At 59.2% G+C, this 13,322-nt stretch carries 10 protein-coding genes; 5 read left to right on the top strand and 5 right to left on the bottom strand.

What is annotated here, in order from left to right:
• Window positions 1-26: 26 nt before the first annotated feature.
• From CAK95_RS09840 to CAK95_RS09850, 3 genes are all read right to left on the bottom strand, one after another.
• On the bottom strand, window positions 27-1,331 hold the full coding sequence (locus CAK95_RS09840) for an HlyD family type I secretion periplasmic adaptor subunit (protein WP_086087758.1): 1,305 nt from the start codon (window positions 1,329-1,331) through the stop codon (window positions 27-29).
• The gene (locus CAK95_RS09845; protein WP_086087759.1) at window positions 1,328-3,082 is read right to left on the bottom strand and encodes a type I secretion system permease/ATPase; all 1,755 of its coding nucleotides are present in this window, start codon (window positions 3,080-3,082) and stop codon (window positions 1,328-1,330) included. Before CAK95_RS09845 ends, CAK95_RS09840 begins: the two co-directional genes overlap by 4 nt.
• A 130-nt stretch (window positions 3,083-3,212) precedes the next feature.
• Window positions 3,213-6,578 carry a VCBS domain-containing protein gene (locus CAK95_RS09850; RefSeq protein WP_086087760.1) on the bottom strand — a complete coding sequence of 1,122 codons (3,366 nt, stop codon included), beginning with the start codon at window positions 6,576-6,578 and terminating at the stop codon, window positions 3,213-3,215.
• 314 nt (window positions 6,579-6,892) lie between these two features.
• Between CAK95_RS09850 and CAK95_RS09855 the strand changes: the two genes are divergently transcribed.
• From CAK95_RS09855 to CAK95_RS09865, 3 genes are all read left to right on the top strand, one after another.
• Window positions 6,893-8,149, top strand: coding sequence for a flavin-dependent oxidoreductase (locus CAK95_RS09855; protein ID WP_086087761.1), 1,257 nt, complete (start codon window positions 6,893-6,895; stop codon window positions 8,147-8,149).
• Between the two features lie 128 nt (window positions 8,150-8,277).
• Window positions 8,278-8,706 carry an acyltransferase gene (locus tag CAK95_RS09860; RefSeq protein ID WP_086087762.1) on the top strand — a complete coding sequence of 143 codons (429 nt, stop codon included), beginning with the start codon at window positions 8,278-8,280 and terminating at the stop codon, window positions 8,704-8,706.
• A gap of 108 nt (window positions 8,707-8,814) precedes the next feature.
• Entirely contained in the window at window positions 8,815-10,041 is a 1,227-nt protein-coding gene (locus CAK95_RS09865) for a glycosyltransferase family 4 protein (protein WP_086087763.1), read from the top strand.
• Window positions 10,042-10,075: 34 nt separating this feature from the next.
• Here CAK95_RS09865 and CAK95_RS09870 read toward each other — a convergent pair whose 3' ends face one another.
• Both CAK95_RS09870 and CAK95_RS09875 read right to left on the bottom strand, forming a co-directional pair.
• Window positions 10,076-10,321, bottom strand: coding sequence for a hypothetical protein (locus CAK95_RS09870; protein ID WP_086087764.1), 246 nt, complete (start codon window positions 10,319-10,321; stop codon window positions 10,076-10,078).
• A gap of 135 nt (window positions 10,322-10,456) precedes the next feature.
• Window positions 10,457-10,909: a cupin domain-containing protein gene (locus tag CAK95_RS09875; RefSeq protein WP_086087765.1), complete on the bottom strand. Its 453-nt coding sequence runs from the start codon at window positions 10,907-10,909 to the stop codon at window positions 10,457-10,459.
• A gap of 241 nt (window positions 10,910-11,150) precedes the next feature.
• Here CAK95_RS09875 and CAK95_RS09880 point away from each other — a divergent pair, with 241 nt between their 5' ends.
• Window positions 11,151-12,329 carry an ABC transporter substrate-binding protein gene (locus CAK95_RS09880; protein WP_086087766.1) on the top strand — a complete coding sequence of 393 codons (1,179 nt, stop codon included), beginning with the start codon at window positions 11,151-11,153 and terminating at the stop codon, window positions 12,327-12,329.
• A gap of 67 nt (window positions 12,330-12,396) precedes the next feature.
• Window positions 12,397-13,320: a branched-chain amino acid ABC transporter permease gene (locus CAK95_RS09885; RefSeq protein ID WP_086087767.1), complete on the top strand. Its 924-nt coding sequence runs from the start codon at window positions 12,397-12,399 to the stop codon at window positions 13,318-13,320.
• Window positions 13,321-13,322 lie beyond the last annotated feature (2 nt).

The raw sequence follows: 13,322 nt of genomic DNA on the forward strand, positions 1-13,322 counted from the left end.
CTTGAATACCGAACTGAGGAAGGGCGTTATTTCTCACGAAACGCGCGATTGAAGTGATCGCTCAGCGGTTTCATCAGATATGACATGACCGTGCGGTCGCCTGTTTGTACAAAGGCTTCGACCGGCATGCCAGGCACAAGTTTGACATCGCCCAGCCGCGCCACTTCCGCCGCCGGCAGGGCGATGCGGATGGTGTAATAGCCAAGGCCGGTGCGCTGGTCGATCGCGATATCGGCCGAGATGCGCGACACGGTTCCGTCGATTTCCGGCGTGCTCTGCTGGTTGAACGCGGTGAACCGCAGAACGGCTTTCTGACCGAGCTGAAGCTGATTGATGTCCTGCGGATTGACCTTGGCCTCGACGGTCAGATTGTCTGCGTTGGGCACGATCAGCATGATCGCGTCGCCCGCCGAGATGACGCCGCCGACGGTATGAACAGTCGACTGAAATACCGTGCCGTCCTGCGGCGCGCGGATGTCGATCCGGCGAAGCTGGTCTTCCGCCGTGACCTTGCGCTCGACGAATTCGCCGATTCTGGCATCGACGTCGCGCATTTCCTTGGCCACTTCGCTCGATAATTCCTGATCGATCTGGATGATCTGCAATTCCAGTTCGTTGATTTTGCCCTTGGCCTGTGCCGTGGTGGCGACGAGCAGGCCGCGCTCGCCTTCGAGGCGCGTGGCTTCACGTTCGAGCTGGGTGAGTCGGTTCAACTGGATGAGATTCTTGCTGTAGAGATCGCGTACACCGGCAAGCTCGCGTTCGATCAGCTCGACTTCCTTGGCCTTGGCGTTGCGCTGCGCGGTGTGGCCGGTGATTTCTTCCTGCAACTGATTGATGCGCTGCTGCAATTGCGATTTCTGCCCGGCGCGGGAGGTGCGGCGCAATTCGAACAATTTGCGTTCGCCATCGATGATCGCCCGTACATCGGGGTCATTCGCGACTTCGGTCAGCGATTTGGGGAAGGACATTTCGGTCACGCCATCGCGCTCGGCCTCGAGCCGCGCCTTGCGCGCCCGGAGCTCGTTCAGCCCGCGCGTGACGATGGCAAGGTTGGCACCGGTTACCGTTTCGTCGAGGCGGACAACGATATCGCCCGATTTAACCCTGTCCCCGTCCTGGACGCGCACTTCACCGACGATCCCGCCGGTCGGATGCTGCACCTTTTTGACGTTGGAATCGACCACGATCTGTCCAGGCGCGATCAGTGCGCCGGACAATTGCGTCGTGCCGGCCCAGCCGCCGAAGCCGATGACCAGAACGCCGACGACAACCGCGCCGGCCAGGATATGCCGTCGGATCGACGGCTGTGCGGTGGATGGTGTGCTCATGCGGACGTCCCTCTCGTCTCGGGCACGACTTTCAGCGGCTGCGGGGGCCGTTGTAGCACTTTCGGCAGCACCATGTCTTTCGGGCCGACGGGATGCTGCATGCGGCCGTTGCTGAGGACGAGAATGAGATCGACCGCCTCCAGTGCGCTCGGCCGGTGCGCCACGATAACGGCGATGCCGCCACGCTTGCGCACGCTCATGACAGCGCGGGCGAGCGCCTCGTCGCCTTCGTAATCGAGATTGGAATTCGGCTCATCGAGCACGACCAGGAACGGGTCGCCATACAATGCGCGGGCAAGGGCGATGCGCTGCGCCTGACCGGACGAAAGCGCGCTGCCCTGTTCGCCGACCTGGGTCTCGTAGCCGTCCGGCAGACGCACGATCAGGTCGTGCACACCGGCCGTCTTGGCCGCATTGACGATCGCCTCGGGATCGGCATTGGGTTCGAACCGCGCGATATTCTGCGCCACGCTGCCCGCCAGCAATTCCACATTTTGCGGCAGATAGCCGATATGCCGGCCGAGTGTTTCCGGCATCCATTGATCGAGCGCGGCGCCATCGAGCCGCACGTTGCCGCGCACGGGCTGCCACAGGCCGACCAGCAATCGCGCCAGCGACGATTTTCCGGACGCGCTCGGTCCGATGATTCCAAGGCCGCTGCCGGCGGGAATGGTGAAGGCGACCTCCTGCAGAACGATCTTCTGCGTGCCCGGCGGTGCCGCGGCGATATTCTCCACCGACAGATTTGTTGTCGGCGCCTGCAGCGCCATCATCTCCTTTTGCGGCGGGAAGAGAGACAGCAGCCGGTTGAGGCGCGCCCAGCTTTGCCGTGCGGCCTGGAAGCCTTTCCAGTTGGCGATCGCAAGATCGACCGGCGCCAATGCCCGCGCGGACAGGATCGAGCCGGCGATGATGATGCCGGCGGAGGCCTGCTGATTGATGACGAGCCATGCGCCGACCGCGAGCACGCCGGACTGCACCAGCATGCGGAAGGATTTCGAGATCGCGCCGAGGCCGCCGGCCACGTCGCTGGCGCGGCCGTGGCTCGCCATGTAGCGGCGGTTGGCTTCCGCCCAGCCATCGGCGATGCGTGACACCATGCCCATGGCGCTGATCGCTTCCGCATTGCGGATCGAGATTTCGGCGAGGCCGTTGCGCATCAGCGCGTGGCGCGTTGTCTCGTGCGTCGGCTGTTTGGTCCAGCGTTCGGTGAGGATCGTCAGCGTGACGAGGATGATCGCGCCGATCAGCGCGGCGAAGCCGATCCAGAAATGGAAGAAGACGAAACAGATCGCGAGATAAACCGGCAGCCAGGGCAGATCAAAAAACGCGATCGGGCCGGAGCCGGAGAGAAACGAGCGCACATTGTCGAGGTCGCGCAGCGGCTGCAGGCCGTCGCTGCGATTGCCCGCCTTGAGCGGCAGCCGGATCAGCGTCTCGTAGACGCGCCCGCTCAAGGCTTCGTCGAGGCTGGCGCCGATTCGCACCATGATACGCGAGCGGATGAGATCGATGATGCCGAGCATCGCGAACAGGAAGGCCGCGATCACGCACAGCCCGATCAGCGTCGGCACCGATTTGCTCGGCAGCACGCGATCATAGACTTCGAGCATGAAGACCGAACCGGTCAGCATCAGGATGTTGCTGACCGCGGAGAACGCGCCGACGCCGATCAGCGCAGTACGGCAAGCCTGTAGCGCGGCGGTGAGTTCGGAGGGGGGAGCGCCGGCTTTTTGTGGATCGCTTGCCATCGGCGGTCTATTTGCATCTGCCTGTTACGCCGCTGCCCCGGCCTGTCAGTGATTAATGGCACAGTACGGAATGCCACAAAAGGTCCGACCTGTCGCGGTTCCGCCGAAGCGTGGGTCAACCGCACGGGTGCTAAACAAGCAAGAAACCGTTCTGGTGGAAGATGAAGTCGCTCTGAGAGAGCGGAGGTAGCTGGTCAGTATACCCTGGTAGCAAGATTGATTGGTTATTCCCCAGATCGATGCGAGCCCCCAAATCGTCGTAGGTGATATGCGAGAGCACGTATTCGGCATCGAAGTCGTACAGTGCGATCTTGTCCTCACCGGTGGTGAAGTCGACGATGACGTCCTGAACGGAGGTGCTCGCGTCGTGCTTCTTGAAAACGAAAAGATCGGAACCTGCACCGCCGAAATAACTGTCCTCACGGCCGGTACCGAAAAGTACGTCTTTCCCGTCAGTTCCGACGAGGTTCACGCCGGTATGGTTGTTGTCAAAGACATTGAAGATGAAATTGGCAGTATCAATGCCGCCGCTTTTCTCCACAATTGAAACAGTAATGGTATCGATCAAGTCGTGGTTATTCTGAGGAGGCGGATTCCAGTAGGTAATGCTGCCCGCGCACTGCAGAGCCTGGTTGATCGTAGTGAGAGTTTCAGTAAACGAAATCGTATTGTTCGGGGGCTCGCCATCGATTCCTAGGCTGAGAGTGCCGCCGTGTTCGGGATTAGACGTAATGGTGACCTGGTACAGGTCTTCGCCATTGTCATCGGCATCTGAAAATCTAAGACCAAAGAAGGTTGTATGTTGTCCTACCGTGCTTGCGGAGATGTTATCGACGCTGATGACCGGTGGCTGGTTACAGCCAGGCTCGTCCACACCATGGACCGTCACCCTTATGGTCTGTGTATCGGACGCTCCATGGGAATCGGTGACCCGGACAGTGAAGATTTCCGTTGGCGCGTCGCCGGTCTGAAGTGCTTGCGTGGCCGATAGCGTGTTGTCGAGCGTATAGGTCCACTGGCCGGTCTGGTCGATGTTCAGTGTGCCGTAAGTGCCGTGGACTATGTGGCTGCCGTTCTGCCCCTGTCCCTGACGCGCCTCGACAGACCAGACATCGTTATCCGCAGTGTCGTCATTGTCGACGTCGATTTTTGTCAGGGTGCCAAAAACCGAATTAACGGGTGCGTCTTCGGTGACAGAGCCGGAACGACTGCCGCCGCTAATGACCGGCGCGTTGTTGGCCCCGTGCACATCGATTGTCAGGGTCGTGGTTGATTGCAACCCATCGGAATCCTGTATGGTGTAGGTGAAAATCTCAGTGCCGGTTTCCCCTTCGCTGAGCCGGATCGTATCGAGATCAAAATTGTTCAGCGTGTAAATGTAGCTGCCGTTCTCCTTCAGCAGGAGAAAGCCGTAAGTACCCTGAATGATCGTGTTGACCTTTCCGGTCACGCCTTCGGGATGGTCGCCCGCTCGAACGCCGACGACCGTCAGGGAGCCGCCCTCATCGGGATCGGTGTCGTTGGCCAGGACATTACCAGTGGCCAGCGGATCGCCAAGCGTCCATTCGCCGCCGAGCTGGCCGGCGGCTGCGACAGTATTTGTGTCTGTATGCGCGGTCGGCGCGTCGTTCGTCCCTGTGACAGTCCAAGATACCGATGCTGGAATCGAAACAAAACCATCGAAAACGGCGTAAGAGACTTGTACGGTGATCTGCTCGCCCGCCGCGAGTGTTTGGTATTCCGGGTGACTCGGATCGAGCGTGAAGGAGTGCGTTTCCGTGTCGTAGGTCACCCCTGGCGGCAAGGTTTCGGGTACGTTGACGACCGACAATGTAGTTCCAATGTCAATGTCCGACGCATTCGCCAATGCATCGAGCGTGATCGCCTCACCATTTTCGATTGCTTCGCCAGTGATCGCACCGGTCACTTCTGGCGCGTCATTCACACCCTTGATGGTCAAAACCGCCGATGCGGTTGCTCCGAAGGGATCGCGGATCGTGTACTCGAATTGCTCGGCGATCTGACCTTGCCCGAACTGAGCGAATGCCTCATTCGGAACGAAGCTGTAGGTGCCGTCGGGGCTGATAATCAGCTTGCCGTAAACGCTGGGAACTTCTGTTTCGTCGGTAACGATAAAAATTCGCTCGCCGTCTGGAAGAGGTCTTACCGATGCGACGACAATGCTGCCGCCCTCCGGATCGCTGTCATTCTCGGTGACATCGCCGCCACCGCTTGATCCGTCAGGATCATTCACCGCAACTGGCGGTTTGTTCGGCGTCACGACAACCGTCACGACATTGGATGTGTCTCCCGGAATAACGGGAGGCGGAACGCCGGGCAGCGGCGGCAGCTTGAAAACGTACGTCCCCGGCTGCGGCAGACCATTGACGATGCCGGGAGATGACCCCAGGGAAGGATCGCCGCCGGCGAGAAGACCGCCCGATCCGCCACCGCCGCCCTGCGCGGTCTGCGGATTGGGATCGTTCGGGTTGTCGCCGCGCCGGCTTGGATCGTCCTGTTGCTGCTGGTCGGGGACGAACGGGTTTTGCTGGTTATTGTTGAAGATCGTGAAGATCTGCTGGACGATCGCGTTTTCCTGCTGCAACTGCGCCGGCGTCTTCTGGACTTGCTGCGCCACCACTTGCAGCGGTCCGGACGGGATCAGCAGCCAGCCCACACCAGCATTGTTGACGGTCCCGATCAGCGAGCCGGTGGCCCTGTCGTAAATATTGAAAGAGCCGGTGGTGCCATCCGGTTCGACCATGACAGAGAAGCGCGTCTGTCCGTCATTGGCGGAAATTTCCACCAGCACGGCGGTGCCGCGGATGCCCATGGTCGCGACCGGCGTATCGACACGCATGTCGCCGGTTTTTGCCACCTGTCCGGCAACGAAGCTGAAGGTGCCTTGCACGAGGCTGATCAGCGCCGAATTGCCCGCGCCGCCCGCGTTATAAACGAAGTCATCCAGCACCATGCGGGCATTGGCGTTGAGGCTGAAGGTCGAGCCGTCGGCGAACACGATCGCCACGGCCGAGCCGCCGGCCGTCTGCACGACGTCGCCCTTGCGCACGGTGTCGCCGATATTCAGCGCGACGGAGACGCCGTTGCGGATCACATTGCAACTGCCGGAAAGGGCATCGACACGGCCGATGACCGGCTGCGCCGCTTGTTGCGCGCCGGCCTGCGCGGATTGCCCCGGCGCCAATGGTCCTGCCAATGCGGCGACAACACTGGCGCTGAGCGTTGCGCCTTCCGGTGAAATCAGATGCGAGAGTTTGTCAGTGGCGAAATAGTCGCGGATGAAGAATGACGCCCCGTCGTCGCCGACGATTTTGAGATCGCTCGTGCCGACGCGTTTGAATTCGCCATTGAAGAGGAGATGTGCATCGGGCACGGTAATGTGGCCGGCTGGCTCCCCAGCGGGCGGCGCAGCCTGAGAGGCGAAATCGAACACCTGCATGTCCGTTTCGTTCAAGGCCAGAACTGCGTCCAGCATCGAAAAAGCCCCCCTTAAGGGCTTGGTCCCCAAAGCTTAAAAATCAGTGCAATGAAAAATTCCCGCCGGCCGTTCCCGGTAATTTACGGCCGTTGCAAGGGTATTGGGCGTGCGGGATATCGTCAACAAATGCTTAACCTGAGGTTACGCCGCTTCGCAACGGGGTTAACGACGGCATCAAGAACATGTTACCGTTGCGTGATTGGCAGAGCCAAGCCGGTGCTCTCGTCAACCAAGCCGGCCTGATTTCATTGCGCTTGTGCTGTGCCCAAAGGCATGATGCCAGCGAACCGGTGACGTGAGGCGTTTGGCGTATGAAGGCGATTATTGTTGGTGGGGGCGTTGGCGGACTGACGGCCGCCCTGATGCTGCAGGCCCGTGGCATCGATTGCGAAGTTTTTGAGCAGTCGGACCAGATTCGGGAGCTCGGCGTCGGTATCAACACCCTGCCGCATGCGATCAAGGAACTCGCACAGGTCGGGCTGCTGGATCGGCTCGATGCGGTGGCCATCCGCACCTACGAGCTGATCTATTGCAACCGCCTCGGCCAGGAGATCTGGCGCGAGCCGCGCGGCACCGATGCCGGATTCGATTTCCCGCAATTCTCGATCCATCGCGGCCGTCTGCAGGGCGTCATTTATGCCGCGGCACGCGCGCGCCTTGGCGAATCGCGCATTCATACCGGGCACCGGCTGGGCTCATTCACCCAGGATGAAGGCGGCGTCACCGCCTATTTCTTCGACCGCAACGGCTCGCATCGCAAGACCGCACGTGGCGACATCCTCATTGGTGCGGACGGCATTCATTCTTTCGTGCGTTCGCAGCTTTTTCCGAACGAAGAGCCGGCGCGCTTCACCGGCACGGTGCTCTGGCGTGGTGCGCTCGACTGGCCGAAATTCCTCACCGGCCGTTCGATGGTGATTGCCGGCGGCATGGCCGGCAAGCTGGTGCTGTATCCGATCGCCGATGGCTCGCGTGAGGACCGCTGCTTGATGAACTGGGCGGTGATGGTGAAGGTCGGGCAGGGCGGTGGTACGCCAAAGAAGGAAGACTGGTCGCGTCTCGGCCGGTTCGAGGATCTGATGCCGCATGTGCAGCGGTTCAACATTCCCTATTGCGACGCCAAGGCGCTGATCGAAGCGACACCGGAATTCTGGGAATATCCGCTGTGCGATCGCGATCCGCTGCCGCGCTGGTCGCATGGTCGCGTCACGCTGCTCGGCGATGCCGCCCATCCGATGTATCCGGTGGGCTCGAACGGCGCGTCACAGGCGATCCTCGATGCACGCTGTCTCGCCGATCGCTTGCGCGATGCCGATCATGCGCGTCAGGCACTGTTCGCCTATGAACAGGAGCGGCTGCCCATGACCACGCAGATCGTGATGATGAATCGCAAGGGTGGCCCGGAAGGCGTGATCGACGCGGTGGAAGAGCGGGCGCCGGACGGTTTCACCAACATCGACGACGTCTTGTCCTACGAGCAGCGCAAGGCGATCGTGCGCGGCTATGCTGCGACCGCGGGCTTCGCGCGCGAGCAGGTGAACAAGCCGGTCGCGGCAAAGGCCGCCTAAATATCTCCCACTCTGCGCAGCGTTTGTGTGCGGCGATATCCAGCGCTGCAAATGCTGCGAACAGTTGTTGACGAAACTTAGCGTCCTTACGCTACGTTGCTGGTCTCGCCAAAGACATGAGACCTGCAATGCGATCGCTCAATCAATTTCTGAAACTGCAACGCTTCCTCGTCAGCTTGAAACGCTTTTTCTATGTACGTTTTTGGGGGATGGATATCCATCCGACAGTTGTCTTTTCGTTGAGCGCGAAGTTCGACAAGACTTATCCCAAAGGCATCCACATCAACGAATATACCTACGTCGCATTTGATGTTGCCATTCTCGCGCATGACATGACGCGTGCACTCAAATGCGACACGGTGATCGGTCGCAATTGTTTCATCGGCGCTCGAAGCATCATTCTACCCGGTGTGAAGATCGGAGATGGATGCGTGATCGGCGCCGGTAGTGTTGTGACGAAAGATGTACCTCCGCATACCGCTGTTGCAGGTAATCCTGCACGTATTTTGCGTCAAAACATCTCGGTCGGTCAGTTTGGCAAGTTTCATGCAACGTAATTTCACGTGCGACGTTGCTGCCATCGTGTGGGCGCAGAGCCGCCAGCAAGCATGAGGCAAGTCAGCGTAACATCGTAGTGTTATTTTCATTAGGGACAGGGGGAACTGATGCGATCGTGTGTGATCGTTGTCGAGAATTTACCGGTCCCTTTTGATCGGCGTGTCTGGCAGGAAGCTCAAGCATTGCATGCCGACGGTTGGCGCGTTTCGGTGATTTGTCCGCGCACCTCTCGTCATCCCCTCACCTATGAAGAGATCAACGGAATCGCGGTGTATCGCCATTCATTGCCGTTTGAAGCGCGCGGGCGTCTGGGCTTCGTACTTGAATACATGGCTGCGCTCTTTCACGAATTCCGGCTGCTCATTCGCGTGCACCGTGAACGTGGTTTCGACGTGATTCAGATATGCAATCCACCCGATCTGCTGTTCCTGGCCGCAGCGCCATGGAAGCTCTTTGGTAAGAAAGTTGTCTTCGACCATCACGACATCTGTCCGGAGTTGTTTGCCGCAAAGTTTGGCAAGACCATTATTCTCCGCCGTCTCATGTTGATGCTCGAATGGGCAACGTTCAAGGTTGCGGACATTGTCGTGTCGACGAACGAAAGCTTCCGGGAGATCGCGATGCATCGTGGCCGCAAGAAGCCGTCGGACGTCGTTACCGTCTATAGCATTCCGGCCAAGGCGATGATGCGCCGCACGCAACCGCGTGCGGATGTGCGAGCCAAGGCGAGCTGCATTCTTGGTTATCTTGGGATCATCGGCGACCAAGATGGCGTCGATCATCTTGTGCGCATGATGTCACATCTGGTGCATGAACGCCGCTGTCCTGATGTGCATGCTGTTGTCGTCGGAGACGGGCCGGCGCTCGCCTCTGTACGAGAGCTGGCAAGCAGCCTTGAAATGAACCGGCACCTGACTTTTACCGGCTATTTGAGTGGCGACGAACTTCTCACCTATCTGAGTTCATTCGACATCGGAATTGTTCCGGACCCTCCGACCGAATACAACGACAAGATCAGCATGAACAAGATCTTCGAGTATTCCGCGCTTGGCATTCCGAGCGTGGCGTATCCGCTTGCGGAAACAAAGCGGCTGCTCGGAGAGGCAGCGGTCTACTCGCAAGATCATACCATTTCCGGTCTTGCCGATGCTTGCTATCAGCTCATTCGCGATCCGGCCGAGCGCGCCAGGCGCGGACAACACGCGGGGGAATTGGCGGAGCGAAAGTTCAATTGGGCCGCGGAGGCGTCGAAATATGCTGCAGCCTACAGACGATTTGCGCAGATGCCTGAGCAGGTCGTGGAGACGACGGAGGTTATAGGCCCGCTGCCATAGGGCAATCCGGTACCCCGCTTTGTTCGAAAATGCTCTAATTTTTCGTATCGTCGCTGGAGCGCTTGAACAGTCCCATGTTCAGCGTCGTCAGCAGAATGCTGATGGCGAGGATGCCGAACATAATGATCTGTTCGTAGTGAATGGCGGCTTCAGCTTTGTCGACAAACGCCTGATTGCCGCTGTTGGCTGCCAGTTCGCGGACATCCGACCGAAAGCCGCTGATGCCCCACAGCGCCGCCATTGCCGCTATCGCAATAGCGGCAATGCCAATGACAAGCATGCGTCTGAGCCAGCGGGACATGATCCCGATGAGTATTTCAGAGCGATGACGACTTTAAGACACGAAACTTCAGTAGCATCTCGCTGCTCCCGGAATGACGAACCGAGGGATCGGCGGAGAGGGAAGACGAAAAAATCAGGCCGGCGGTGGCGGCAGGAAAATCACCTCATGCCGGGCCGAGAGGGCTACGACTTCGTCAGGGTTCTGTTCTTTCATCGAGTGAATGCCCCAGAACAGGTCGTAAAGTTTCCGCGTCGGGGTGACCCAGAACATGCACTTCACCGGCTGGTCCTGCTTGTTAAAGATGCCGTGCGGGACCTGCATCGGCAGGCGCACGAGGTCGCCGGCTGTTGCGATATAGTCGCGGCCGTCCAGCAGAAAATCGAGCCGGCCTTCCAGCATGTAAATGAACTCGTCCTGCGTCGGATGGATGTGCGGCGGCACAAAGGTGCCGGGCGGAAAGGTGGCGTGCCAGGCAAAGGACTGCTCGGACAACGATTTGGGCACATAGGTCTGGCCGAGAATATTCCAGGAAATGCCGTCAATTCCCGTGGAGGCCTTGGTGATGCCGGCGGTCAACGCTTGCATGTGACGCGAACTCCCTTTCGCACGCGATTATTGCGTTGCATTAAATCAGAAAGGTGTCGCGAGCAAAAATCATTAGGTGAAACAACTGCACGATTTTGCGGACAGCGTAAATTGAGGCAACCTCGGCCCGCAAAACGGGCTTTATTACCGGATATTTTAAACCTAAAGTATCCGTGGCCGGACCTGCGGAGGGGCGCGGGCGAGGCGCTTTTCTGTTTTTGGCGTTTCGGAGGGTGTATCGATGATCAGAAGCACAATGATTGCTGCATTGGCAGCGGGCGCTGCATTAACCATGACCGCCGCTTCGGCGGGTGCGCAGGACAAGGTCAAGGTCGGCATTATCGCCACCCTGTCGGGACCTCCGGCCGTCATTGGCCAGCAATTGCGCAACGGTTTTCAGCTTGCAGTGAAAAATCTCGGCGGCAAGCTCGGCGGCAAGGATGTCGAGGTCATCGTTCAGGACGACGAGTTGAAGCCTGATGTGGCGGTGACGAAGGTCCGAGCCTTTGTCGAGCGCGACAAGGTGGATTTCGTCGTCGGTCCGGTTTTCTCCAACATGCTGCAGGCGATCCTGAAGCCGGTGACCGATGGTGGGGCGATTCTGGTCAGCCCGAATGCCGGAACGTCGAACTTCGCCGGCAAGGACTGCAATCCGAATTTCTTCGTGACCTCGTATCAGAACGATCAGATGCACGAGGTGGCCGGCAAATACGCGCAGGATAAAGGCGTGAAGACCGCCTATATCATGGCGCCGAACTATCAGGCGGGTAAGGATTCGCTCGCCGGCTTCAAGCGCTATTTCAAGGGCGAAGTCGTTGACGAAGTCTATGTGCCGTTGAACCAGCTCGATTACTCGGCGGAGCTGGCACGCATCGCGGCAGCCAAGCCGGAAGCGCTGTTCGTGTTCCTGCCAGGCGGTATGGGCGTGAATTTCGTCAAGCAATTCCGTCAGGCCGGTCTTGCCGACAAGGTGATGTTCCTCTCGACTTTCACCGTCGATGAAGCGACGCTGCCGGCGCAGCAGGACGCCGCGCTCGGTTTCTTTGCCGGGTCGAACTGGGCGCCGAATATGGATAATCCGCAGAACAAGAAATTCGTCGCCGATTATGAGAAGGAATTCGGCTCGATCCCTGCAACCTACGCCTTCCAGGCCTATGACGCGGCATTGGCGATCGACGCCGCACTCAAGGAGACCAAGGGCAACGTTTCCGACAAGGAGGCCCTGCGTGCCGCAATGAAGAAGGCGAACTTCGAGTCCTTGCGCGGCAAGTTCAAGTTCAACACCAACAACTACCCGATCCAGGATTTCTATCTGACCAAGGTCGTGAAACGACCCGACGGCAAGTTCCAGACGGAGATCGCGGAAAAGGTGTTCGCCGATTACGCCGATCCGTATGTCAAAGACTGCAAGATGAAGTGAGGCGTATCCTGACCGGCGGACGAGAGACGCTGCGTCCCGGATTTGCGGGACGCAGCGGAAATCGACAATGAGCGCGACACTCCTCTTCGTACAGACCTTGAATGGGCTGCAGCTCGGAGTCCTGCTGTTTCTGATCGCAGCAGGGCTGACGCTCGTCTTCGGGGTGATGGACTTCATCAACCTCGCGCACGGCGTTCAGTACATGCTGGGCGCCTATCTCGCGGTGATGTTCTACGCACTGACGGGCAGTTTCGTACTGGCGTTGGTGCTGGCGCTCATCGCTGCGCTGGCTTTCGGATTGTTTCTGGAATTTGTGGTGTTCCGGCATCTCTATGGCCGCGATCACCTGGACCACGTGATCGCCACCTTCGGCATCATCATGTTCCTCAATCAGGCGGTCAAATATCTCTGGGGCGCGGCGCCGTTGTCGCTGCCGGTGCCCGAGGCGCTGTCCGGCTCGGTGCAATTGATGCCGGGGCTGCTCTATCCGGTTTGGCGTCTTGTTATCATCGGGTCCGGCCTTGGCGTTGCTTTGCTGCTCTATATCCTCGTCAGCCGCAGCCGCATCGGCATGCTGGTGCGGGCCGGATCGACCCATGCGCCGATCGTCTCGGCGCTCGGGGTCGATATCCGTCGCCTCTTCACGATCGTGTTCGGTTTCGGTGCGATGCTGGCGGGCTTCGCCGGCATCATGATTGCGCCGATCCTGTCGGTCGAGCCGGGTATGGGCGACAGCATCCTCATTCTGGCATTCGTCGTGATCGTCATCGGCGGTATCGGTTCTATCCGCGGTGCATTCATTGCAGCTTTGCTGATCGGACTTGTCGATACGCTGGGACGATCTTTCGCGGTCGACATCCTGCGCACGTTCATGACCTCCAGCACGGCGCGCACGGTAGGGCCTGCACTGGCCTCGATGCTGATCTATGTGCTGATGGCGCTCGTTCTCTACTTCCGGCCGGCCGGGCTGTTCCCGGCCAAAGGACGCTGACG

The sequence above is a fragment of the Pseudorhodoplanes sinuspersici genome (genome assembly GCF_002119765.1).
GTDB classification, from domain to species: domain Bacteria; phylum Pseudomonadota; class Alphaproteobacteria; order Rhizobiales; family Xanthobacteraceae; genus Pseudorhodoplanes; species Pseudorhodoplanes sinuspersici.